Source organism: Hydrogenophaga sp. ZJX-1, from assembly GCF_048590325.1.
In the GTDB taxonomy this organism is placed as follows: domain Bacteria; phylum Pseudomonadota; class Gammaproteobacteria; order Burkholderiales; family Burkholderiaceae_C; genus Hydrogenophaga.
The window spans coordinates 668,247-692,103 of record NZ_JBMBRA010000001.1; the positions used below are offsets into that span (position 1 = coordinate 668,247).

23 protein-coding genes are annotated in these 23,857 nt (G+C 61.7%); 20 read left to right on the forward strand and 3 right to left on the reverse strand.

Annotated elements, in window-relative coordinates; all coding sequences use genetic code 11:
* Window positions 1-127: 127 nt before the first annotated feature.
* The 7 genes from ilvD (at window position 128) to ACN5W5_RS03325 (ending at window position 8,412) form a co-directional block, all read left to right on the forward strand.
* Window positions 128-1,987: a dihydroxy-acid dehydratase gene (ilvD, locus tag ACN5W5_RS03295; protein WP_420047155.1), complete on the forward strand. Its 1,860-nt coding sequence runs from the start codon at window positions 128-130 to the stop codon at window positions 1,985-1,987.
* A 109-nt stretch (window positions 1,988-2,096) separates the two neighbouring features.
* Complete coding sequence (gene lgt, locus ACN5W5_RS03300) at window positions 2,097-2,900, forward strand: prolipoprotein diacylglyceryl transferase (protein ID WP_420047156.1); 804 nt, start codon at window positions 2,097-2,099, stop codon at window positions 2,898-2,900.
* 139 nt (window positions 2,901-3,039) lie between these two features.
* Complete coding sequence (locus tag ACN5W5_RS03305; protein ID WP_420047157.1) at window positions 3,040-3,708, forward strand: GntR family transcriptional regulator; 669 nt, start codon at window positions 3,040-3,042, stop codon at window positions 3,706-3,708.
* The gene (locus ACN5W5_RS03310; protein ID WP_420047158.1) at window positions 3,705-5,033 is read left to right on the forward strand and encodes a malonyl-CoA decarboxylase domain-containing protein; all 1,329 of its coding nucleotides are present in this window, start codon (window positions 3,705-3,707) and stop codon (window positions 5,031-5,033) included. The genes ACN5W5_RS03305 and ACN5W5_RS03310 overlap by 4 nt, the downstream gene beginning before the upstream one ends.
* Window positions 5,034-5,069: 36 nt before the next feature.
* A complete protein-coding gene (locus ACN5W5_RS03315; RefSeq protein ID WP_420047159.1) occupies window positions 5,070-6,059 on the forward strand; it encodes a Bug family tripartite tricarboxylate transporter substrate binding protein in 990 nt (329 codons plus the stop codon).
* 22 nt (window positions 6,060-6,081) lie between these two features.
* Window positions 6,082-6,849, forward strand: coding sequence for an enoyl-CoA hydratase/isomerase family protein (locus ACN5W5_RS03320; protein ID WP_420047160.1), 768 nt, complete (start codon window positions 6,082-6,084; stop codon window positions 6,847-6,849).
* 21 nt (window positions 6,850-6,870) lie between these two features.
* On the forward strand, window positions 6,871-8,412 hold the full coding sequence (locus ACN5W5_RS03325) for a malonate--CoA ligase (protein ID WP_420047161.1): 1,542 nt from the start codon (window positions 6,871-6,873) through the stop codon (window positions 8,410-8,412).
* A 129-nt stretch (window positions 8,413-8,541) separates the two neighbouring features.
* Here ACN5W5_RS03325 and ACN5W5_RS03330 read toward each other — a convergent pair whose 3' ends face one another.
* A complete protein-coding gene (locus ACN5W5_RS03330; protein ID WP_177135124.1) occupies window positions 8,542-8,985 on the reverse strand; it encodes a universal stress protein in 444 nt (147 codons plus the stop codon).
* Window positions 8,986-9,078: 93 nt separating this feature from the next.
* Between ACN5W5_RS03330 and ACN5W5_RS03335 the strand changes: the two genes are divergently transcribed.
* The 9 genes from ACN5W5_RS03335 to ACN5W5_RS03375 all read left to right on the forward strand — a co-directional run bounded on the left by ACN5W5_RS03335 (window position 9,079) and on the right by ACN5W5_RS03375 (window position 17,355).
* Window positions 9,079-11,535 carry a heavy metal translocating P-type ATPase gene (locus ACN5W5_RS03335; RefSeq protein WP_420047162.1) on the forward strand — a complete coding sequence of 819 codons (2,457 nt, stop codon included), beginning with the start codon at window positions 9,079-9,081 and terminating at the stop codon, window positions 11,533-11,535.
* A 43-nt stretch (window positions 11,536-11,578) separates the two neighbouring features.
* Window positions 11,579-11,716, forward strand: coding sequence for a cbb3-type cytochrome oxidase assembly protein CcoS (gene ccoS, locus ACN5W5_RS03340; RefSeq protein WP_177135122.1), 138 nt, complete (start codon window positions 11,579-11,581; stop codon window positions 11,714-11,716).
* A 67-nt stretch (window positions 11,717-11,783) separates the two neighbouring features.
* Window positions 11,784-13,229, forward strand: a complete 1,446-nt coding sequence (ccoN, locus tag ACN5W5_RS03345; protein ID WP_420047163.1) for a cytochrome-c oxidase, cbb3-type subunit I — start codon at window positions 11,784-11,786, stop codon at window positions 13,227-13,229.
* Window positions 13,230-13,240: 11 nt separating this feature from the next.
* Window positions 13,241-13,993, forward strand: a complete 753-nt coding sequence (gene ccoO, locus ACN5W5_RS03350; protein ID WP_420047164.1) for a cytochrome-c oxidase, cbb3-type subunit II — start codon at window positions 13,241-13,243, stop codon at window positions 13,991-13,993.
* Window positions 13,994-14,009: 16 nt separating this feature from the next.
* The gene (locus ACN5W5_RS03355; protein ID WP_420047165.1) at window positions 14,010-14,147 is read left to right on the forward strand and encodes a cbb3-type cytochrome oxidase subunit 3; all 138 of its coding nucleotides are present in this window, start codon (window positions 14,010-14,012) and stop codon (window positions 14,145-14,147) included.
* Between the two features lie 26 nt (window positions 14,148-14,173).
* A complete protein-coding gene (gene ccoP, locus ACN5W5_RS03360) occupies window positions 14,174-15,082 on the forward strand; it encodes a cytochrome-c oxidase, cbb3-type subunit III (protein ID WP_420047166.1) in 909 nt (302 codons plus the stop codon).
* Window positions 15,083-15,154: 72 nt separating this feature from the next.
* On the forward strand, window positions 15,155-16,627 hold the full coding sequence (gene ccoG, locus ACN5W5_RS03365) for a cytochrome c oxidase accessory protein CcoG (RefSeq protein ID WP_420047167.1): 1,473 nt from the start codon (window positions 15,155-15,157) through the stop codon (window positions 16,625-16,627).
* A gap of 39 nt (window positions 16,628-16,666) precedes the next feature.
* Window positions 16,667-16,969: a nitrogen fixation protein FixH gene (locus tag ACN5W5_RS03370; RefSeq protein WP_420047168.1), complete on the forward strand. Its 303-nt coding sequence runs from the start codon at window positions 16,667-16,669 to the stop codon at window positions 16,967-16,969.
* A 92-nt stretch (window positions 16,970-17,061) separates the two neighbouring features.
* Window positions 17,062-17,355, forward strand: a complete 294-nt coding sequence (locus ACN5W5_RS03375) for a hypothetical protein (protein WP_420047430.1) — start codon at window positions 17,062-17,064, stop codon at window positions 17,353-17,355.
* Between the two features lie 80 nt (window positions 17,356-17,435).
* On the opposite strand, the gene fnr is transcribed toward ACN5W5_RS03375, so the two are convergent.
* The gene (fnr, locus tag ACN5W5_RS03380; protein ID WP_420047169.1) at window positions 17,436-18,155 is read right to left on the reverse strand and encodes a fumarate/nitrate reduction transcriptional regulator Fnr; all 720 of its coding nucleotides are present in this window, start codon (window positions 18,153-18,155) and stop codon (window positions 17,436-17,438) included.
* Window positions 18,156-18,334: 179 nt separating this feature from the next.
* On the opposite strand from fnr, the gene hemN reads away from it, so the two are divergent.
* Together hemN and ACN5W5_RS03390 are read left to right on the forward strand one after the other, a co-directional pair.
* On the forward strand, window positions 18,335-19,714 hold the full coding sequence (gene hemN, locus ACN5W5_RS03385) for an oxygen-independent coproporphyrinogen III oxidase (RefSeq protein WP_420047431.1): 1,380 nt from the start codon (window positions 18,335-18,337) through the stop codon (window positions 19,712-19,714).
* 158 nt (window positions 19,715-19,872) lie between these two features.
* Complete coding sequence (locus tag ACN5W5_RS03390; protein ID WP_420047170.1) at window positions 19,873-20,532, forward strand: sulfite exporter TauE/SafE family protein; 660 nt, start codon at window positions 19,873-19,875, stop codon at window positions 20,530-20,532.
* Window positions 20,533-20,548: 16 nt separating this feature from the next.
* Here the strand turns inward: ACN5W5_RS03390 and ACN5W5_RS03395 are convergent, their stop codons facing one another.
* Window positions 20,549-21,433: a DMT family transporter gene (locus ACN5W5_RS03395; RefSeq protein WP_420047432.1), complete on the reverse strand. Its 885-nt coding sequence runs from the start codon at window positions 21,431-21,433 to the stop codon at window positions 20,549-20,551.
* Between the two features lie 455 nt (window positions 21,434-21,888).
* Here ACN5W5_RS03395 and aceA point away from each other — a divergent pair, with 455 nt between their 5' ends.
* Window positions 21,889-23,220: an isocitrate lyase gene (gene aceA / locus ACN5W5_RS03400; protein WP_177135101.1), complete on the forward strand. Its 1,332-nt coding sequence runs from the start codon at window positions 21,889-21,891 to the stop codon at window positions 23,218-23,220.
* 177 nt (window positions 23,221-23,397) lie between these two features.
* The gene (locus tag ACN5W5_RS03405) at window positions 23,398-23,832 is read left to right on the forward strand and encodes a DUF4189 domain-containing protein (protein WP_420047171.1); all 435 of its coding nucleotides are present in this window, start codon (window positions 23,398-23,400) and stop codon (window positions 23,830-23,832) included.
* Window positions 23,833-23,857 lie beyond the last annotated feature (25 nt).

The window sequence follows — 23,857 nt, forward strand, 5'->3', positions numbered from 1 at the left end:
GGGGTCTCCGGTGGTGGGGCATTGTTGTGCCCTGCTTATAGCGCGGCCGGCAATCACCTTCTGGGCGTGGGAGATAATCCAAGGCTGCGTTTTTTGCCCCCTGATCCGCCCAGACAAAGACCTCACCATGCCCGCTTACCGCTCCAAGACCTCCACCGCCGGCCGCAACATGGCCGGTGCCCGCTCGCTCTGGCGTGCCACCGGCATGAAGGATGGCGACTTCAGCAAACCCATCATCGCGGTCGCCAATTCCTTCACGCAGTTCGTGCCCGGTCACGTGCACCTGAAGGACCTGGGCCAGCTGGTGGCGCGCGAGATCGAGGCCGTGGGCGGCGTGGCCAAAGAGTTCAATACCATTGCGGTGGACGACGGTATCGCCATGGGCCACGACGGCATGTTGTATTCGCTGCCCAGCCGTGAGCTGATCGCCGACTCGGTCGAGTACATGGTCAACGCGCATTGCGCCGACGCGCTGGTGTGTATCTCCAACTGCGACAAGATCACCCCCGGCATGCTCATGGCCGCCATGCGGCTGAACATCCCGGTGGTGTTCGTTTCCGGAGGTCCGATGGAAGCGGGCAAGGTGCGTCTGGCCAACCCGCAGACCCAGGTGATGGAGTTCAAGAAGCTTGATCTGGTCGATGCCATGGTGATGGCCGTGGACAGCAAGGTGAGTGACGCCGATCTGGCCGAGGTCGAACGCTCGGCCTGCCCGACCTGTGGTTCCTGCTCGGGCATGTTCACCGCCAATTCGATGAACTGTCTGGCCGAGGCGCTGGGCCTGGCGCTGCCGGGCAACGGAACGGTGGTGGCCACGCACGCCGACCGCGAGCAGCTGTTCAGGCGCGCCGGTCGCACGGCGGTGGCGCTGTGCGAGCGTTACTACGAGCAGGGCGACGCGTCGGTGCTGCCGCGTTCCATGGGCTTCAAGGCCTTCGAGAACGCCATCACGCTGGACATCGCCATGGGCGGCTCGACCAACACCATCCTGCACCTGCTAGCGATCGCACAAGAAGCACAGATCGACTTCACGATGCAGGATATTGACCGCCTTTCGCGATCGGTGCCGCAGCTGTGCAAGGTGGCGCCCAACACCAACAAGTACCACATCGAAGATGTGCACCGTGCGGGCGGCATCATGGCCATCCTGGGTGAACTGGACCGCGCCGGCAAGCTGCACACCGACGTGCCCACCATCCACGCGAAGACCATGAAGGATGCACTGGATCAGTGGGACATCGCGCGCGATCCGTCTGACGCCGTCAAGACCTTCTACATGGCCGGCCCGGCCGGCATCCCCACCCAGGTGGCGTTCAGCCAGGCCACTCGCTGGCCCAGTCTGGACCTGGACCGCGCCGAGGGCTGCATCCGCGCGGGCGAACACGCCTACTCGCAAGAGGGGGGGCTGGCCGTGCTGCACGGCAACATAGCGCTGGATGGCTGCGTGGTGAAAACGGCTGGTGTGGACGAATCGATCCTGGTGTTCGAGGGTTCGGCCTACGTGACCGAATCGCAGGACGAAGCCGTCGCTGAGATCCTGGCCGACAAGGTGAAGGCCGGGGATGTGGTCATCGTGCGCTATGAAGGCCCCAAGGGTGGCCCGGGCATGCAGGAAATGCTTTACCCCACGAGCTACATCAAGTCCAAAGGCCTGGGCAAGGCCTGTGCGCTGCTGACCGATGGCCGCTTCTCCGGCGGTACCTCGGGCCTGTCGATCGGCCACTGCTCGCCCGAGGCGGCGGCCGGTGGCGCTATCGGCCTGGTGCGCAACGGCGATCGCATCCGCATCGATATCCCCGCCCGCAGCATCAACGTGCTGCTGAGCGACGAAGAGCTGGCCAAGCGCCGCGCCGAGCAGGACGCCAAGGGCTGGAAGCCCGCCCAGCCGCGCCCGCGCAAGGTGTCGGCTGCGCTCAAAGCCTACGCCTTGCTCGCGACCTCGGCCGACAAGGGCGCGGTGCGCAATCTTTCGTTGCTGGGCGACTGAAGCCACTGCGCTGAAACCACAACAGCCTCTCCGGAGGCTGTTTGGTTTTTTGGCGCGTGGACAGCCCGGTCACCTTCAGGCTGCACGGTCAGCGTGCACAATCTCTGCCATGCTGATTCATCCCCAGATCGATCCCGTCGCGCTGCAACTCGGCCCCCTGGCCATTCACTGGTACGGCCTGACCTACCTCGCGGCGTTTGCGCTCTTTGTGCTGCTCGGTCGAGCGCGCCTGAAGCACGAGCCGTTTGCTTCCATCCGCCAGCCCCAGCCATGGACCTCACGCGATGTCGAAGACATCCTCTTTCTCGGTGTCATGGGCGTGGTGGTGGGTGGCCGCATCGGCTACTGCCTGTTCTACAAGCCGGCCTATTACCTGAGCCACCCGCTGGAGGTGTTTGCGGTCTGGCAGGGTGGCATGAGCTTTCACGGCGGCATGCTGGGGGTGCTGTTGGCCATGGTCTGGTACGCGCGCAGCCGCCAGCGGCCCTGGCTGCAGGTGATGGACTTTGTGGCGCCCTGCGTGCCCACCGGGCTGGCGGCGGGTCGCGTGGGCAACTTCATCAATGGCGAGTTGTGGGGCCGTGTGGCCGATCCCTCACTGCCCTGGGGCATGGTGTTCCGTGGCGCGGGCGATCTGCCGCGCCACCCATCGCAGGTCTACCAGTTCCTCATGGAAGGTGTGTTGCTCTTTGTGCTGTTGTGGCTCTACGCACGCAAGCCGCGGGCCACCGGGCGGGTGAGCGCGGTCTTCCTGTTCGGCTACGGTGTGTTCCGGTTCATCGCCGAGTTCTTCCGTGAACCCGATGCCCACCTGGGTCTGCTCACGCTGGGCATGAGCATGGGCCAGTGGCTCTGTGTGCCCATGATCTTGGGTGGGTTGGGGCTCTGGTGGTGGTGCGGTCGTCGCACCTGAGCCGCCGGCCTTGACAGGCGCCATCGCGGACCTGTTCCGCAGCAACTCTGCCACTTCGTCCCCATCGGGGTACGGGTAACTCCCGACGTCTGATGCATGCGATGTGGTTAGTATTATATGTAATTACAGGTAATCACAGATGCGACTGGTGCTCAACTCTCTGCATGATGAAGTGGCCGCAAAGCTGCGCGACCGCATCTTTGCGGGCGCACTGGCGCCCGGCAGTTTCATTGACGAACCAGCGATGTGCGCCGAGCTGTCGATCTCACGCACACCGTTGCGAGAAGCGCTCAAGGTGCTGACGGCCGAGGGCCTGTTGCGCCATGAACCGCGCCGCGGCTGCTTTGTGAGCCAGATCACAGAGAAGGACCTGGACGAAATCTTTCCAGTCATCGCGCTGCTGGAAGGGCGCTGCGCTTTCGAAGCCGCGCGCAATGCAACCGACGCCGACCTGGCGGCGCTGGAGCAGTTGCACGACCGACTGCAACGCAACGCCAAGGGCAAGCGGATCACCGAATACTACGAGACCAATTTTGCGATCCACGAAGCCATCATCCTGCTGGCCAACAACCGCTGGCTGGCGCAGGTGATCGGCGACCTGCGCAAGATCGTCAAGCTCGCGCGCCTGCAGCAGCTGCACGCGCCGGGACGCCTGGAGCAAAGCCTGTCTGAACACATGGCGGTGTATGCCGCGCTGAGGGCGCACGACGCCGAGGGCGCCGAAGCCGCCATGCGCACCCACCTGACCCGCCAGCGCGTGGCGCTGCGCGAACTCGCCCGCAACCAGAAGTCGAGGATCACGGCATGAACACCCGCGAATGGCTGTCCGAACACGTCGCGCGTCTGCGCAAACCGCCGCCAAGGGCTGCACGGTCCACGCAGGACCGTCTCAAGGCCCGGCTGCGCCAGGGCGAAGAGGCCATGTCGCCGCGCGCCCTGCGCCACAAGCTTGACGAACTCAAGGCCATTGTCGATCCGCTGGTGAGCGAGGTCGAAGGTGGGCGGCGCGCGGGGGCCTTGATCGAGTGGTACACGAGTGCCTCGGCAGCCCACCGGCGTGACCTGTGGCTGCTCATGAGTGAACGTTTCGTGGCCGACCCCGAGCAGGTGAAGGCGGCACAGGTGGAGTACGCGGCCGCGGTGGGCACGCCCGACGAAGCCGCCGCCGAGGTGTTGTACCGGCGCGCGACCGTGTCGCCGCGCCGGCGTCTGCTGCAGCGCTTCAGCGCCCACCCGGACGGCATTCCCTTTCTGGTGAACCTGCGCGCCGAGATGCAGCCACACCTGAAAGCTGACAAGCGCCTGCTCGCGCTGGACGTGGAGATGGAGTACATGTTCTCCACCTGGTTCGATGTGGGCTTCCTCGAACTGCGCCGCATCAGCTGGGACTCGCCCGCCTCGCTGGTGGAAAAGCTCATCAAATACGAGGCGGTTCACGATATCCGCAGCTGGGACGATGTGAAAAACCGGCTCGACAGCGATCGTCGCTGCTACGGCTTTTTTCACCCGCGCCTGCCGGGTGAGCCGTTGATTTTTGTCGAGGTGGCGCTGATCAATGAGATCGCCGCCAGCATCACGCCGTTGCTGGACGAATCCGCAGCACCAGCCGATCTGGGTCGAGCCACCACCGCCATCTTCTACTCGATCAGCAACACCCAGGCCGGGTTGCGTGGCGTGAGCTTTGGCGACTCGTTGATCAAGCGCGTGGTGGAAAGCCTGCACGAAGAGTTTCCTCGCCTCAAGACCTTTGCGACGCTCTCGCCGATTCCCGGTCTGCGTGGCTGGCTGGCCAAAAACGCACCCGCAGAATTGCTGCAGGCTTGGGAAGCGGCCCCCGAACTGGCCGAAAAATCGGCGCCGCGTGTGGCCCTCAAGCAATGGGCCGCGCGCTACCTGGCCCAGGAGCTCAAGGACGGCAAGCCGTTGGACCCGGTGGCCCGTTTTCATCTGGGCAACGGTGCCCGGGTCGAGCGCCTGAACTGGGCGGCCGATCCGTCGGTCAAGGGCTTCAAGCAGTCCTACGGACTGATGGTCAACTACCTCTACGATCCCAAGAAGCTCGACAAAAATCGGGCCGCCCTCGCGCAAAGCAAGATTCCGGTCGCGCCTGCGATCAAGGAACTGCTTCCCTGACGCAGACTTTTCCACAACCACAACGGAGACAAACCCATGCAGACAAACGGATTCAATCGGCGGGATGTGCTTCGGGCGGCAGCAGCCGGCCTGGCGGTCTATGGCAGCGCGGGCCATGCGCAGGGCGCCTGGCCCAACAAACCGGTGACCTTGATCGTGCCGTTCCCGGCCGGTGGCGGCACCGACGCGTTTGCCCGCCCGCTGGGTGCCCAGTTCACACGCCTCGCCGGCAAGGCGCTGGTGATCGACAACCGCGGCGGTGCCGGTGGCACGCTGGGCGCCGGTATTGCCGCGCGCGCCGCATCCGATGGCTACACGCTGTTCATGGGCGCGGTGCACCACACCATCGCGCCCAGCATGTACCCCAAGCTGGATTACGACATCGAAAAAGACCTGGTGCCCCTGATCCTGGTGGCCAGCGTGCCGCAGGTGCTGGTGGTGAACACCAAACAATACGGCGGCATGGATTTCAAGGCTTTCCTTGCACAGGTCAAGTCCAGGCCAGGCAAGCTCAACTACGGATCGGCCGGCGCCGGCACCTCGCACCATCTGGCGGGCGAGCTCTTCAAGCAGCAGAGCAAGACCTTCATCACCCACATCCCCTACCGAGGTGCTGGCCCCGCGCTCAACGACCTGATCGCCGGCAACGTCGACATGATGTTCGACGGCCTGGGTTCTTCGGCCGGTCACATCAAGGGTGGCCGGATCAAGGCGCTCATGGTTTCGGGCAACAAACGCAACCCGGCGTTCCCGGATGTGCCCAGCGCGGCCGAGGTGGGTTTGCCGGATTACAACGTGACCACCTGGTACGGCATCTGGGCGCCCAAAGGCACACCTGCCGAAGCACAAGCCCGTGCCATTGAAGAAATCCGCAAGGCCGCACAGGCCGACGAGGCCAAGGCCGTCTGGACATCCCAGGGCGCCGAGTTCCCCAACCTGACCGGTGCTCAGTTCGATGGCTTCGTCAAGGGTGAAATCCGCAAATGGGCCCAGGTGGTCCAGGCCTCGGGTGCCAAGCTCGACTGAGACCCATCCAGCAAAGGATCGCATGTCAGGTCATGTCCGTCTGAAGATCGATGGCGCCGTCGCACGGGTGACGCTGTCGAATCCGGCCAAGTTCAACGCCATGTCGCGTGCGATGTGGCGCGAATTGCGGCAGGTGTTCACCGAGGTGCAGCAACGCGCCGACGTGCGAGCCGTGCTGGTGGGGGGCGAGGGCGGACATTTCTGTGCAGGCGGTGACATCGCCGAGTACACCGACTTCCGTTTCCATCCCGAGGGTTTGCGCGACTTCCACGAAAACGATGTCTGGGGCGGCCTCTCGGCCATGCTGGCCTGCGACCTGCCCATCGTTGTGCAGATCGAGGGCAACTGCATGGGCGCCGGCGTGGAGATCGCCAGCTGCTGCGACATCCGTGTGGCGGGGCAGGGTGCCCGCTTTGGCGCGCCGATTGCCAAGCTGGGCTTTCCCATGGCACCACGCGAGGCCGAGCTGGTCGCGCGCGAAGTCGGGCTGGCCACGGCGCGCCAGATGCTGCTGGAGGCCGCGGTGCTCGACGCGCCCACGATGCTCGCGCGCGGCTTCCTGCAGACCGTGCTGCACGACGCCGAGGTGCCAGTCAAAGCTTTGCAGTGCGCCGAGCGCATGACGCGCCTGGCTCCGCAGGCAGCCCGACTGAACAAGCAGGCCCTGCGTGCGCTCGCGGGCGGGCAGGGGGCCGAAGCGCTGCTGCCCACCGCCTACGACTACGCCGACAGCCCCGAGCACCGCGAAGGCATCGCGGCCTTCCTGGCCAAACGCCCACCCAACTTCTGAATGTTTTTACCCGATCCATCCATGAGCAACCAGAACCTGTTCGTCGCGCTGCGCGACGCGTTTCCCGCCGATCTCGACCGCAACGCCGTGGAGACCGACGACGGCCTGACGTATTCCTGGCGCGACCTCGACCGCGCCACCGCCATGGTGGCCAACCTGCTCGATTCGCTGGAGCTGCCCGCCGCCTCGCGCATCGCGGTACAGGTGGAAAAGTCGGTCGAAGCCATGGTGCTCTACCTGGCCACCTTGCGCGCCGGCCATGTGTTCCTGCCGCTCAACACCGCCTACCAGAGTGCAGAGATCGAATACTTCATTGGCAACGCCGAACCGGCCGTGGTGGTCTGCAGCCCGCAGAACCACGGCTGGGTCAGCAAGATCGCCTTCACCGCGGGCACGAAATACGTGTTCACCCTTGGCGATGACCGCAGTGGCAGCCTGCTGGAGCGCGCCGCCCACCAGAGCGACCACCACACGCCAGCGGTGCGGCAGGACGATGACGTCGCTGCCATCCTCTACACCAGCGGCACCACCGGGCGCAGCAAGGGCGCAATGCTCACCCACGGCAACATGCGCAGCAACGCTGTGATGCTGCGCGACTACTGGCAATGGCAGCCCGACGATGTGCTGATCCATGCACTGCCCATCTTCCACGTGCACGGCCTGTTCGTGGCCATCCACGGCGCGCTGATCAACGGCAGCAAGATGATCTGGCTGTCCAGGTTCGATCCCAGGCGGGTGATCGCTAAGTTCCCGGAGGCCACGGTCTTCATGGGCGTACCCACGCTGTATGTGCGCATGCTGGCCGAACCGACGCTCACGTTGGCTCAGACCGCTCACATGCGTCTGTTCATCGCCGGCTCGGCACCGTTGCTGATCGAAACCTTCACCGACTGGCAGCGCCGCACCGGGCACACCATCCTGGAGCGCTACGGCATGAGTGAGACGGTGATGCTCACGTCCAACCCCTGCGGTCCGGATGCGCGTTACGGCGGTGCGACGGAGCGGCGCGGCGGCACTGTGGGCTTCCCGCTGCCGGGTGTGACCCTGCGCGTGGTGGAAGACGACGGCAAGTCCGTGTCGCCGGGGGAGATCGGCGGCATTCAGGTGCGCGGCCCCAACGTGTTCAAGGGCTACTGGCGCATGCCCGAGAAAACGGCCGAGGAGTTCACGGCCGACGGCTTTTTCAAGACCGGCGATGTGGGCAAGGTGGATGCTGACGGCTACGTGACCATCGTCGGCCGCAGCAAGGACCTGATCATCTCGGGCGGCTACAACGTGTACCCGGCCGAAATCGAGGGCTCGATCAACGAAATGCCCGGCGTGGCCGAGAGCGCCGTGATCGGCGTGCCGCACCCGGACTTTGGCGAGGCGGGCGTGGCTGTCATCATCGCCAGGCCCGGCGCCACGGTGCAGCCCGAGCGGGTGATCGCCGACCTGAAAACCAGGCTGGCGAACTTCAAGATCCCCAAACGCTGCTTCGTGGTGGACGAACTGCCCCGCAACACCATGGGCAAGGTGCAGAAGAACCTGCTGCGCGAACAATACAAGAGCGAATTCGCCTGAGAAATGAAACGCGCTGCGGAAGCTTTTCCGGAGTGCGTGTCACCAAGGCGGAATGTGGCGGAACCGGCTTCGCCGGGCCGCTCGCGTTGTCCTCTGGGGGCGGGGACGCCGAAGGCGACGCGGGGGTGGTTATCTCAACACCAGGACAGGTGTGTGCGAATGCGTCAGCACTTGCTGGGTTTCGCTGCCCAGCAGCAAGCGTTTGAGGCCTCGACGACCATGCGATGCCATCACGATCAGGTCACATTTGTTGCGCTTGGCTGCCGCGATGATGGCTTCGGCAATCAGGTCGGATTTCACGGTGATCGGCTTGACCTTCACTTCGCGCAGCTGTCCCGCTGACTTCACGGCATTGACCGCTTCCATGGCTTCGTCCTGCCACTGCTTTTCGATGCGGGCCACTTCCGCAGCGGCAAGCGCCACGCCTCCTTCAAAATAGGTCTGCGGATAGCGCGGCACCACCTTGAGTGCCACCACTTCGGCACCGGTGATATCGGCCAGATTGATGGCGTGTTCGACGGCCATTTGCGACAGTTTGGAACCGTCGGTCGCCACGAGGATGCGCTTGTACATGCTGTTCTCCAGTGAAATTGTTGTTGGAAAGACAATAGGCTAACAAAGACCGCCCCGAAGCGGTTGACTTAAATCAAGCGCCTGGAGCTCCTGTTGAATTACCCTCAGCGCATGAACGAGGCCGTCACCGCGCCCCCGGTGGGGCTATCGCTTGGGCGTTCCTTGCCCAGCGATCCCGCGGCCTCTGGTCGCGTCGAGCAAACGGGTGAGGGCGTGGCTGCGCCCAGTCTGTTTGGCGCGCACCGGGGTCCGCTCACCGTTATCGACAACTTCGCTGTTCTGGACGATCCGATCGAACAGCAGGATTTCACCGAATTTTCCGATGTCGATGGCCACCAGGTGGCAGAGTCGGTACTGATGGTGCAAGGCATGTATTGCGCGGCGTGTGCCGACACGGTTGAATGCGCATTGCAAGATCTGCCCGGTGTGCAGTTTGCCCAGGTGCATGCCGCCACAAGGCGCCTGACCCTGCGCTGGGACCCGACCCAGACCCGCATGTCCAGCCTCGCGCAAGCGGTTGGTGAGACCGGCTACCGGTTGCTGCCGATGCAACAAGCGCTGTCCATCAGCGAACGCCTGCGCGAAACCCGCCGCGCGCTGTGGCGTTTGTTCGTGGCCGGTTTCTGCGCCATGCAGGTCATGATGTACGCGTGGCCCGCCTACGTGGCCACGCCCGGTGAGATCCCTCCTGACATCGACCAGTTGCTGCGTTGGGCCAGTTGGGTATTGAGCCTGCCGGTGGTGTTTTTTGCCAGTGGCCCGTTTTTCAGCAGTGCCTGGCGCGACCTCATGCGCGGCCGGGTGGGCATGGACACCCCCGTGTCCATCGGCATTCTGGTGACCTTCATCGCGAGCTCGGCCGCCACGTTCGATCCAACCGGTCCCTGGGGGCATGAGGTCTGGTTCGACTCGCTGACCATGTTCGTGTTCTTCCTGCTGGGCGGTCGCTATCTGGAGCTCAAGGCGCGCGACCGCACAGCCGGAGCGCTCGACAGCCTGATGAACCGCCTGCCCGAGGTGTGCGAGCGGATGAAACCCGATGGCAGCTTTGAGTCGGTTTCGGTTCGGCGACTCTTGGTGGGCGACGAGGTGCGTGTTCAGGCGGGGCAGGCGTTCCCGGGTGATGGCGAGGTCCGCAGCGAGTCCGCGACGGTCGACGAAGCCCTGCTGACGGGCGAGTCACGTCCGGTCGTGCGCACGTGCGGCCAGGCTGTGGTGGCGGGCAGCTTCAACCTGGGCGGCCCTGTGCAGGTGTCCGTTCAGCGTCTGGGGCGCGACACCCGCTTTGCACAGATCGTTGCTCTGATGGAAAAAGCGTCCACCGAAAAGCCGCGGCTGGCCGTTCTGGCGGATCGCATTGCCGCGCCGTTTCTCGTGCTGGTGCTCCTGGCGGCGGCCTTCGCTGGCTGGTACTGGTGGCAGATCGATCACAGCAAAGCGCTGGCGGTGGCGGTGGCGGTGTTGATCGTCACTTGTCCGTGTGCGCTCTCACTGGCGACACCGGCCGCCATGCTCACGTCGGCCGGCGCGCTGGCCCGCCGGGGCATTCTGGTTCGCCGCCTGCAGGCCTTTGAGTCCCTGGCCGGGATCAACGCCGTGATCTTTGACAAGACCGGAACACTCACCCACGATCAACTGAAGCTTCAAGCGGTGCGCACCCGTGAAGGCGTCGATGCGGCCCACACACTGTTGCTGGCGGCTTCGCTGGCGCAGGGTTCACTGCACCCCGTATCACGAGCGCTGGTGCAGGCGCAGTCCGATGCGGCCGGTGCGGATCATGTTCCCATCCGCTTCACGGACATTCAAGAGGTGGCCGGTCAAGGCATGCAGGCGATCTTGGCGGATGGTGGGCAACTGCGCCTGGGGTCGGCGGCATTTTGTGGCGTGAGCCTTGGGTCTTCCGATGAAGCGGAAGGGGCGCCTCAAGCCCATCTGGCCGACGGCCTGGGCTGGCTGGCGACATTCGAGTTGCAGGAAGGTCTGCGCGGAGACGCCCAGGCGGCCGTATCCGCTTTGCGCGAGCTGGGCATACAGACCTGGCTGCTGTCTGGTGACCGCGAGGCTGCCGCGCGCCAGGTCGGGCTGGCGGTGGGAGTGGACCATGTCATTGCGGGCGCCACGCCGGAACAAAAGCTGGCCGAGGTGGTGAACCTGCAGTCCCAGGGCCGTCGCCTGGCCATGGTCGGCGATGGCCTGAACGACGGGCCGGTGCTGGCGCGTGCCGACACCTCGTTCGCTCTTGGGCACGCAGCCCCCCTGGCTCAGGCCCAGTCGGACTATGTGATCCAGGGCGGCGAGGTCATGGACGTGGTCTTGACGCTGAAGCTGGCCAGGTCCACGATGCGCATCGTGCGCCAGAACCTGATATGGGCCGCGCTCTACAACGCGGTCAGCATCCCTATGGCCCTGATCGGCTGGATGCCGCCATGGCTGGCCGGTTTGGGTATGGCGGGCAGTTCCTTGTTGGTCATCGGCAACGCGTTGCGGCTGACGATCCATATTCCTGCCCGGCGCTCAGATACCCGGCTAGGTATGGAGTGGCCAGCGTAAGATCGCGCCTGTTTTCGAACCCAAATTTCCAGAGACATTCACCATGGACGTTTTGTATTTGCTGGTCCCACTCTCAGTGGTTCTGGTCTTCGCCATCATCGGCATTTTCTGGTGGGCGCTCCATGCGGGGCAGTTTGACAACATCGAACGAGAAGGCGAGCGCATTCTCCGAGGTGATTGACTTAAGTCAAGGCGATTAGCCGGGTGCCTGTAGACACTCGCCAAGTGACATTTATGAGGAGTTCTGTATGTCCGTGACAACGAAGACCAGCCAACCGGCGGTCTACAACGATAGTGTGGTCCGCGGGTTTGCCGTCATGTCCGTGATCTACGGCGTGGTGGGCATGCTGGTGGGTGTAATCATCGCGGCCCAATTGACTTGGCCCGAGCTCAATATGGGCATTGAATGGCTGACCTATGGTCGCCTACGTCCGTTACACACCAACGCGGTGATTTTTGCGTTTGGTGGGTCGGTGCTGTTTGCCACCAGCTACTACGTGGTTCAGCGGACCTGTCACACAGCCTTGTTCTCGAACAAGCTGGCTTGGCTGACGTTCTGGGGCTGGAATGCTGTCATCGTCTCGGCCGTCGTTTCATTGCCATTGGGGCTGACCCAGGGTAAGGAATACGCCGAACTGATCTGGCCGATCGACTTGTTGATCACGGTGGTCTGGGTGTCCTATGCGATCGTGTTCTTCGGTACGGTGGGTATCCGCAAGGTCAAACACATCTACGTAGCGAACTGGTTCTTTGGTGCCTACATCATCACCATCGCCCTGTTGCACATCTTCAACAACCTGGCCATTCCGACCAGTGCCACGCACTCCTACTCTGCCTATGCCGGCGTGCAGGACGCCATGGTGCAATGGTGGTATGGCCACAACGCTGTGGGCTTCTTCCTGACCGCAGCCTTCCTGGGCATGATGTATTACTTCATCCCCAAGCAGGCCGAGCGTCCGGTTTACTCCTACCGCCTGTCCATCGTCCACTTCTGGGCGCTGATCTTCACCTACATGTGGGCGGGTCCTCACCACCTGCACTACACCGCACTGCCTGACTGGACGCAATCGGTTGGCATGGTGTTCTCCCTGATCCTTCTGGCTCCCAGCTGGGGCGGCATGATCAACGGCATCATGACCCTGTCGGGTGCCTGGCACAAACTGCGTGACGACCCCATCCTGCGCTTCCTCATCGTGTCCCTGTCGTTCTACGGCATGTCCACCTTCGAAGGCCCGATGATGTCCATCAAGACCGTCAACGCACTGTCGCACTACACCGACTGGACCGTTGGCCACGTGCATTCGGGTGCTCTGGGTTGGGTCGGTTTGGTGTCCATGGGTTCGCTGTATTACCTGATCCCTCGCCTGTTTGGCCAGAAGAAGATGTATTCGGTGCCCGCCATTGAACTGCACTTCTGGGTGGCCACCATCGGCATCGTTCTCTACATCGCCGCGATGTGGATTGCCGGTGTGATGCAAGGTCTGATGTGGCGCTCGGTCAACCCTGATGGCAGCCTGACCTACACCTTTGTCGAGTCGGTGAAAGCCACCTTCCCGTTCTATGTGATCCGTCTGCTGGGTGGCGTGCTGTACCTCAGCGGCATGCTGGTCATGCTCTGGAACGTCATCATGACGATGCGTCAGGGCCGCGTTGTGGACGTGCCCGTCCTTGCCGTCAACCCCGCACACGCCTGAGGAGTACAAACATGGCAAACAACGAAAAAGTCGAAGGCCACGGACGGATCGAGACCAACAACTTCCTCATGATCGTGTTGATCACGCTTGTGGTGGCCGTGGGTGGTCTGGTCGAAATTGTTCCTCTGTTCTTCCAAAAGTCCACAACCACGCCGATCGAAGGACTGAAGCCTTACAGTGCACTGCAACTGGCGGGTCGTGATGTCTATGTGAGTGAAGGTTGCTATAACTGCCACTCACAGATGATCCGTCCGTTCCAGGCGGAGACACTGCGTTATGGCCCTTACTCGGTGGCTGGCGAGTTTGTCTACGATCGTCCGTTCCAGTGGGGCTCCAAGCGGACCGGTCCTGACCTGCAACGCGTGGGTGGTCGTTACAGCGATGAGTGGCACCGTACTCACCTGACCAATCCACGTGATGTCGTGCCTGAATCGAACATGCCGGCATATGCATTCCTGGGTGAAAAATCGGTGAATGCGGAGAGCATGCCCAAGCGCATGGAAGTGCTGCGCACGCTGGGTGCTCCCTACACCGACGAGGAGATCGCACAGTCGGTCGATGCGGTGAAGGGCAAGACCCAGATGGACGCAGTCATTGCCTACTTGCAGGTGCTGGGCACCGCTCGCAGCGCCAGCCGCCCGGCTGCAGCGGTCGCTCCAGCTGCCGTCGATGCCGCTCCTGCGACCGAGGCAGCTGCACCTTCAGCGCCAGTCGATCCGGCTGCTGCACCAGCTCCCGCTGCGGCGACTGGCACCAACCAATAAACACGGAGGCCTCGCCATGGACATCAACGATCTCCGCAGCGCCGTCACGGTGGTCAGCCTGCTGACCTTCGTGGGCATCGTGGTCTGGGCCTGGTCCAAACGCAACCAGGCCGGCTTTGAGGAGGCAGCGCAACTGCCCTTCACTGACGACTAAACCGCGGCACCAACAAGAGAAACATCATGAGCGACTTTACAAGTGATTTCTGGCACCTCTACGTGGGTGGACTCACGCTGGTCAGCATCCTCGCATGCCTGATCCTGCTCTGGATCAGCGGCACCACGAAGGCGAATACCCATACCGACAACACCACCGGTCACGTCTGGGATGGTGATCTGGCGGAGATGAACAACCCGCTGCCCCGTTGGTGGGTGTATCTGTTCATCATCACGGTCATCTTCGCGCTGGCTTACGGTGCGTTGTATCCCATGTTCGGCAAGTTCCAGGGGGCGCTGGGCTGGAGTTCGCAGGGTCAGCACACCGCTGAAGTTGCCAAGGTGGAGGCCGCCATTGCCCCCATTTACGCCAAATTCAGCGGCATGACACCCGAGCAGATGGCCGGTGACTCCGAAGCCATGGCGATCGGTGAGCGTCTGTTCATGAATTACTGCGCCCAGTGCCATGGTTCTGATGCCCGTGGTGCCAAAGGCTTCCCCAACCTGACCGACAAGGACTGGTTGGGCGGAGGCGATCCTGCGACCATCAAGACAACCATCACGCAGGGCCGCATCGGTGTCATGCCCCCGATGGCAGCTGCGGTGGGTACCGCCGAAGACGTGCGCAACGTGGCGAACTATGTGCTGAGCCTGTCTGGCAGCCCTCACGACTCCGTGCGGGCCACTCAGGGCAAAGAGAAGTTCGCTGCTTGTGCGGCATGCCATGGCATGGACGGCAAGGGCATGGCTGCGGTGGGTGCAGCCAACTTGACCGACGGTATCTGGCTTCACGGCTGGGGCGAAGAGGCCATCGTGCGTGCTGTGAACAATGGTTTCAACAACCAGATGCCTGGGCAGTCGGCCTTGTTGAACGAAGCACAGATCAATGTGCTGGCCTCTTATGTCTGGGGCTTGTCCAATAAAGCGGCCAATTGATCGTTTAAAGAGAGTCGCAGTGGTCGAGTCGACCGCTGCGACTCTTTTCCATTTTCCAACCTCGGGTTCTTCGTGAGTTCCGCCAAGCCAGCCACCAGCGCCAATCCGACCACCGTCATTCCCATCGTCCCGGACCCGCCGCCCAAAGGGGTTCCTGCAGACGATGAGGTCATGGTTTCGCTCTACGCCTCGCGAAAGAAGATATACCCGCGATCTGTCTCGGGTCTGTTTTCTCAGTGGCGCTGGATCACGGTCTGGATCACACAGATCGTTTTTTACGGTTTGCCCTGGCTCGAGTGGAATGCTCGACAGGCGGTGCTCTTCGATCTTGAGGCGCGCCGCTTTTACATTTTTGGTCTGGTGTTGTATCCGCAGGACTTCATCTATCTGACGGGTCTCCTGGTCATTGCCGCCTTGGCGTTGTTCCTGTTTACGGCTGTCGCCGGACGTTTGTGGTGTGGTTATGCCTGCCCGCAGACGGTCTACACAGAAATATTTCTCTGGATCGAGAAAAAAGTCGAGGGCGATCGCTCGGCTCGCATGCGCCTGGATGATTCGGCGTTTTCAGCCGGCAAGTTCGGCAAGAAGTGGTCGAAGCACGCGCTCTGGATACTGTTCTCGCTGTGGACCGGTTTTACCTTTGTGGGTTACTTCACGCCGATTAGGGAGCTGGCCGCGGTCTCGCTGGCTGCATCGCTGGGCCCGTGGCAGACCTTCTGGATATTCTTCTACGGTTTTGCCACTTATGGCAACGCCGGCTTCATGCGTGAGCAGGTCTGCAAGTACATGTGTCCTTACGCACGCTTCCAGAGTGCGATGTTCGACAAGGACACGATGATCGTGACCTACGACGAAAAGCGTGGGGAACCGCGTGGTCCTCGCTCGAAGAAAGCCGACCCCAAGGCGCTCGGTCTGGGATCCTGTGTAGACTGCACGTTGTGCGTACAGGTATGTCCGACAGGTATCGATATCCGCAATGGCCTTCAGTACGAGTGCATCGGTTGCGGTGCCTGTATCGATGTGTGCGACGAAGTGATGGACAAGGTTGGCTATCCGCGTGGACTGGTCAAGTACTCAACCCAGAACGGCATCGCGCAAGGCTGGAATACCCAGCAGATGATCCGTCGGGCCATGCGCCCGCGGGTGCTGGTTTATACCGGCATTCTGTTGGCGATCACGCTCGCCGTCATGATCAGCCTGTTCCTTCGTAAACCGCTCAAGGTGGACGTGATCCGGGACCGCGGCGCGCTGGCACGCATGGTTGAACAGGGCCGCATCGAAAATGTCTTCCGTTTGCAGGTGATGAATGCAACCGAGAGCACGCAACGATATGTGATCAGCGTTTCTGGGTTGCCTGGTATCACCATTGCCTCGGAGTCGGAGATTGAGGTCTTGCCGACGGAAGTGCGCTCTGCGGTCATCCGGGTGCAGCTTCCCCCGGGTGCTGCAGACACCGGGTCGCACCCCATCCATTTCGAAATCAAGGCTGCCGAGAATGATGGTGTATCTGTCACTGAAAAGGCAGCCTTCCTGGTGCCACGTTGAGCACCGCTTGTCAGCAGTCAACCCGACTCAGAGATACCTATGAACACCGCAACACTCAAAAAGTCTTCCAGTGAACACCCGCCCATTCCCTGGTGGCGCGTTCCGCACATGTGGCTGGTGGTGGGTGGGCCATTGGTGGTGGTGGTCGCGGCCATCATCACGGCCGTCATAGCCGTGGAGGGCGCTGACCCTGTTCTGAACAAGGCCGACTTTGAGCGGGACCTGAAGGCGGCCCAGTTGTTGGATGGACAGGCGCGGGCCGAGGCACTGATCAAGCTTCAACCGGCCCACCAAGCACGTAACCACGCGGCGTCTCCAGTCGTCCCGCCCTCGAAGGAATAGCGAGACGTGTGCCGTCCTGTGGCTGAGATGGCACCTTTGCACCGGTTTTGATGCCTGAAATCGATCACAACAACACACGAGGAGAAACAGGAATGACCGCTCAAAGATGGATGTGGATAGCGTGGCCAGCCTTTCTGGTCGCCGCGGTGCTGGAAATGATCGTATTTGCCATGATCGATCCCAGCGATCTCCACTGGTTTGGCGCGCCGTTGGAGTTGTCTCGCCCAGCGGTCTATACCTTGGCGTTTTTCACTTTCTGGCTGGTGGCGATGGTGTCGAGCGCGCTCACCACCCTGCTGTCCATGTCGCCATTTGAGGTCAACCGGTGTCCGGTCCCACCGGATCAGCGGCCCCAGGATTGCGCCAAGAACGGATCTTGCGGCTGAACACCCTCAGCGGTCACTTCAAAACAGAAAGCCCCAACGAGGTGTCATTCGTTGGGGCTTTTGTCTTGAGTGAACTGGGTTCAGGGGCAGGTCGGCGGGTTCACAATCAACCGGAGACCCTCGGTGCTCTTGATGTGGACGTAGCGCTGTTTGACTTCGATGATGCCTTCTTCCACGAACTTGGAAAATGTGCGGCTCACCGTCTCCAGCTTCATGCCGAGATAGCTGCCAATTTCTTCGCGGGTCATCCGAAGAATCAGTTCGGACTGGGAAAAACCGCGGGCGTGCAGGCGCTGCACAAGGTTCAGCAGGAAAGCCGCGAGGCGTTCTTCCGCTCGCATGCTTCCCAGCAGCAACATGACGCTGTGGTCTCGCACGATTTCGCGGCTCATGATCTTGTGCACATGGTGCTGCAGGGTGGTGAACTCCCTGGAGAGTTCCTCGACCTGATCGAACGGCATCACACAGACTTCAGCATCTTCCAGTGCGATGGCATCACAGGAATGACGATCACTCACGATGCCATCCAAGCCGATGATCTCACCAGTCATCTGGAAGCCGGTCACTTGATCCCGGCCATCGGCCGTGGTGACGCAGGTCTTGAAGAACCCGGAACGCACGGCGTACAGCGAGGTGAATCTGTCGCCCGTATTGAAAAGTGCCGATCCGCGCTTGATGCGTCGTCGGGCCGAGATGACGTTGTCGAGCTTGTCCATCTCGTCGGGGTTGAGACCCATGGGAAGACACAATTCCCGCAGGTTGCAACTTGAACAGGCGACTTTGATGCTTTGTGCGTCCATAAATTATCCGGAAATCGGTGGTGAGCTTAACGCATAGCTGGGACTTGTGTCGAGGAAATGCCTGTGTGCCACGCCCCTCACCGGAGCGAAAATTTGCGAATGCGCGCACGATTGATCAAGATCAAGGGAGGACATGCGAGCGTGGTGCACATTCAAGGTTCAGTATTGGAGAACAGTCTGTGAGTCACGCCATTTCCGATGAATTGCTCAAGCGATTCGATGTTCCCGGTCCGCGGTACACCTCGTACCCGACGGCTGACCGCTTTGTCGAAGCCTATACCGAGGGTGACTATATACAAGCGCTGGAGCAGCGCAGGGCCGGCTCGCTGGCACTGCCGCTCAGCATCTACATTCACATTCCGTTCTGCGAGTCGGTCTGTTACTACTGCGCCTGCAACAAGGTCATCACCAAGCACCACGAACGGGCGGCTGAATACCTGCGGTACCTGTCGCGTGAAGTGGAGTTGCAGGTCCAGCATTTTGGCAAGGGGCACAGCGTGTCCCAGCTGCATCTGGGTGGTGGCACACCCACCTTTTTGTCCGATCCAGAGCTTGAGGATCTCATGACGATGATCCGGCGCAACTTCACGTTGGTGCCGGGTGGAGAATATTCGATCGAGGTGGACCCCCGGACCGTGACCGACCAGCGGCTTCAGACGCTGGCGAGACTGGGCTTCAACCGCCTCAGCTTTGGTGTCCAGGATTTCGACCCCGCTGTTCAGAAGGCGGTGCATCGCGTGCAACCTGCCGATCAGGTGTTCGCGCTGGTGGAAACCGCCCGCAAGATCGGTTTTGAGTCGGTCAACGTGGACCTGATCTACGGTCTACCGCTGCAGACGCCCGAGTCGTTCGCTCGCACGCTCGCTCAGGTGAACCAGTTGCGTCCCGACCGCATTGCGTTGTACGCCTACGCGCACCTGCCCTCCCGTTTCAAGCCGCAGCGTCGCATCATTTCGGCAGAGTTGCCCAGCCCCGGTGACAAGTTGTCGATGTTGTCTGCATCACTGGATGCCATGAGCGATGCTGGGTATGTGTATGTGGGCATGGACCATTTCGCCTTGCCCACAGATGCACTCGCAGTGGCCAAGCGCCAGGGCCGCCTGCACCGCAACTTCCAGGGCTACAGCACGCAGCCCGACTGCGATCTGATCGCCTTGGGGGTTTCCGCCATTGGGCGCATCGGAGCCACCTACAGCCAGAATGCCAAGACGCTGGAGGATTATTACGACGCTTTGGATCAGGGCAAGCTGCCCATCGTGCGGGGTCTGGTGCTCACGCGGGATGACCTGCTGCGCCGTGCCGTCATCATGTCCATCATGTGCCAAGGGCAACTGCAGTACGAATCGATCGAACTGGGTCACCTGATCGACTTCAAGAGCTACTTCGCGCGCGAGCTCGAAGTGCTGGCCGGACTGGCCGAACACGGCTTGGTCACCCTGGATGACAGCGGTGTTCAGGTCACGCCGACCGGTTGGTACTTGGTCCGTGCCATTGCCATGGTGTTTGATAAAAATCTGCAGGTTGATCAGGACCGTGCCCGGTTTTCAAAGATCATCTGAACGGTCAGCTTTTGGACCAGTGGCGGGTCTTTGTTCGCGTGGGGTGTCCATGAGCGGGTGCGAGTGGGATCAATACTCACTACCAATAGGGGCGGGTTAGAACTAGCCTCCGCCTTCTATCACCCACGCGCTGTTAAAGTTCCTTCATGCAAGCTTCCATGGCGATCACGGCCCTGTTCATGGGTATCGTGGGTGGACCCCACTGTGTCGCCATGTGCGGCGCAGCCTGTGCTGGCATCAGCCGCGCGGCAGGCGAGCGCAGCACCCGGGCGCTGTGGACGTTCCAGTTCAGTCGTATGTTCGGGTATTCGCTGTTCGGCGCTTTTGCGGCGGGGTCCGTCCAGGGGCTTGCGGTGCTGGGGACCAACACCATAGCGATTCGGCCGGTCTGGACCATGTTCCACGCTGCGGCATTTCTCCTGGGCCTGGCACTGATCTGGCAAGCGCGCCAACCCGCCTGGATTGACAACTTGGGCCAATCGTTGTGGCGCAAGGCGCGGCCGGTGCTGACCCGCTTGGGACCTCGCGCCCCCATTGTGTTGGGGGTCGGCTGGGCGTTCATGCCGTGCGGGTTGCTGTATTCCGCCTTGCTGGTGGCGTCGCTCTCTGCGAACGTGTTCGAAGGAGCCGCCATCATGGCTCTGTTTTCTTTGGGCACGTCCATTTCCTTGACCGCCGCACCCTGGTTGTTGCTGCGCCTGCGGGGCGGTCAGTCGGGCGCCTGGGCCATCCGGTTGGCCGGCTTGGCACTGGCGCTGACGTCGGGTTGGGCGCTCTGGATGGGGCTGACCAACCCCACGGGCCTGTTTTGCCTGTGATTGCCGGCTGAACAGTTCAGCCCTTGGCCGATTGGCGAGCGGGCAGGGTGGCCAGTACCAGTCCCAGGAGCGCGATACCGAACGCCAGCATCTGCATGGGCGTCAACCGTTCGTCCATGAACAGCACGCCAATGGTCGCAGCGCTTACCGGAAGCATGACAGTGAAAACACCCGCACGCGAGGCCGGAACAGTCTTCAGTCCTGTCATCCACAGCCAGACGGTCCACACGCTGGCCGCCAATGCATAGAAAAACAGCAGAGCCCAGATGTCACCACTGACCACGGCGAAGTCGAAGTGCCAAGCGGTCCACAAGCCAAACGGCGTGACCAGCGCAAAACCCCAGAGGTTGATGATGGCCGAGATCCGTTTGGGCCCAAGGCCTTCGGTCAGCTTTTTGCCGATCACGACGTAGGACGCTTCGCACACGACCGCGGCAAACACGAGCAGGTTGCCCCACACGGCGTAGCCTAGGCCCATGAAGGAGGATTCGGGCGTAGCGGCGATGCCGGCCTCGGGCTTTTGCAACGAGAACAAGCCGATGCCGAGCGCGGCACACGCGATGGCGGCGCTGGTTCGGCGTCCGATGCGTTCCTTAAGGAAGAGCCAACTCAATATCGCCACCACCGCCGGGATGGACGACATCACCAGACCGGCCGCCACGGCCGTGGTCAAGCTGACGCCGAACAGCATGCAGATTGAAAACAGGAAGTTGCCGAGAAAAGATTCAAGGAACAGCAGGCGGCGCGTGCGCGGAGAGATGACGGCTTCGTCCGCTGGCTTGCGCAGCCATCGCCACATGGCGAGCCCCCCGATCCCGAACCGCAGCCAGGCCAGCAGAAAAACCGGGAACACCAGTACCAGCGGTTTGGACAGAGCCACATAGCTGCCGACCAGTGACATGCTCAAAGCCAGGCTGCCAAATGCCCACCAACGCCTGACAGCGGGACTTGCTGTGATGGAGTCGTGCATGGGCGTCGATCATGCCCGAAGACGGCTTTCATGCCTTTGCGCACCCACTCTGCGCAGGTTGGGGGCACTGAAAATGTGTTTCTCCGGTTGTTGAGAACACACGAAGTTCGTGCTGCGGTTACTGTTCCGGGATGAGAGAGTGCCATTCCTTAATGTGAAATTGCAATGTTTTGCGTTGCACAAAAATTTCTCAATACAAGAAAAAGTTTTCCACATTGAGGAATTTCATAAAAATATAGTTGATTTTAAAGAAATAAATTTTTGTCTTCTATAAGACATAAGAGCTTTCAAAACTCTTCTATAAGACTTAAAGTTCATACATCGGCATCGGGCTCGCATGGTGACCACGCCGACCCCTTTTCATCAACCTCACGGAGAGTCTTCAAATGCCCCAATCCCTCAACGAGCAACTGAGCCGCCAACAGCAGATTGACGCCCTGGAAAAAGACTGGGCATCCAACCCGCGCTGGAAGGGCGTGAAGCGCGGCTACTCCGCCGCTGACGTCGTGCGTCTGCGCGGCAGCATGCAGATCGAACACACGCTGGCCAAACGCGGCGCCGAGAAGCTGTGGGACAAGGTCAACGGCGGCGCCAAGAAGGGTTACGTCAATGCCTTTGGCGCCATCACCGCAGGCCAGGCCATGCAGCAGGCCAAGGCCGGCCTGGAAGCCGTGTACCTGTCGGGCTGGCAGGTTGCCGCCGACGGCAACACCAGCGAAACCATGTACCCCGACCAGTCGCTGTACGCCTACGACTCGGTGCCGACCATGGTCCGCCGCATCAACAACACCTTCAAGCGCGCCGACGAAATCCAGTGGGGCCGTGGCATCGAGCCAGGCTCCAGCGAATTCGTGGACTATTTCCTGCCCATCGTGGCCGATGCTGAAGCCGGTTTCGGTGGCGTGCTCAACGCCTTCGAACTGATGAAGAACATGATCGCCGCCGGTGCCGCTGGCGTTCACTTCGAAGACCAGCTGGCCGCCGTGAAGAAGTGCGGCCACATGGGTGGCAAGGTGCTGGTGCCCACGCAGGAAGCCTGCGAAAAGCTGATCGCCGCTCGTTTCGCCGCCGACGTGATGGGTGTCTCCACCATCGTGCTGGCCCGTACCGATGCCGAAGCCGCCAACCTGATCACCAGCGACCACGACGCCAACGACAAGCCGTTCCTGACCGGCGAGCGCACGCAAGAAGGCTTCTACCGCGTCAAGAACGGTCTCGAACAAGCTATCAGCCGTGGCGTCGCCTACGCGCCCTACGCCGATCTGGTGTGGTGCGAGACCGGCGTGCCTGACATCGGCTTCGCCCGTGAATTCGCGCAAGCCGTGCAAGCCGCCTGCCCCGGCAAGCTGCTGTCGTACAACTGCTCGCCTTCCTTCAACTGGAAGAAAAACCTGGACGACAAGCAGATCGCTTCCTTCCAGGAAGACCTGGCCGCGCTGGGCTACCGCTACCAGTTCATCACGCTGGCCGGCATCCACATCAACTGGTTCAACACCTTCCAGTTCGCCCACGCTTACGCCCGCGGCGAAGGCATGAAGCACTACACCGAAATGGTGCAGGAGCAGGAGTTCGCCGCGCGTGACAAGGGCTACACCTTCGTGTCGCACCAGCAGGAAGTGGGCGCGGGTTACTTCGACGACGTGACCACCGTGATCCAGGGCGGTTCTTCCAGCGTGAAGGCCTTGACTGGCTCAACCGAAGAAGAGCAGTTCCACTGAGATCCAACGGGCGGGCATCGCACTGCCCATAAAGCCCGAATGGAATGGCCCGGCGCGCTTTGGCGTGACCGGGCCATGTTCTTGCTGTCGCCAATTTCATACACGCTGCGGGTATGTCGAACGATAGACTAGTCGCATTTGTCGCTTGGCGCTGTTTGTGCAGGAAGCGTATGGGCCATGCGTGGTAGAACACGCTTTGTCGAGGAACAAGGAGAACTTCAAGTGCTAATCAATTGGAAATTGCTGTCTATATTGGTCGTTGCGTCGGTGGTGGCGGCCTGCGGAGGCGGGGGGAGTGACTCAACGCCGCGAGGGGCAATTGCGGTCAACCAGTCGACAGGGGTGGGCGCTATTGCAGTCAACTACTCGTCGCAGCCAGAGGCCAACAGCGATGCTGTTTTTGAATGCGGTGGCGCGTCTGTCTGCACCGTGGTGCGGGAGTTCTCCGGATACGGTGAATGCGGATCGCTGGCGCGAGGCTCCAATGGGGTCTGGGGGGTTGGCAGTGCAGGCTCCAAGGAAGAGGCGGACAACCGCGCAGCGGCTTCCTGTGCTGGCAAGGGAGGTTCTGCTTGTCTCATTCAGCCGACGCTGGGGACTCAGTGCAACTGACCGACGCCTGTGTGATGAGTTTGGT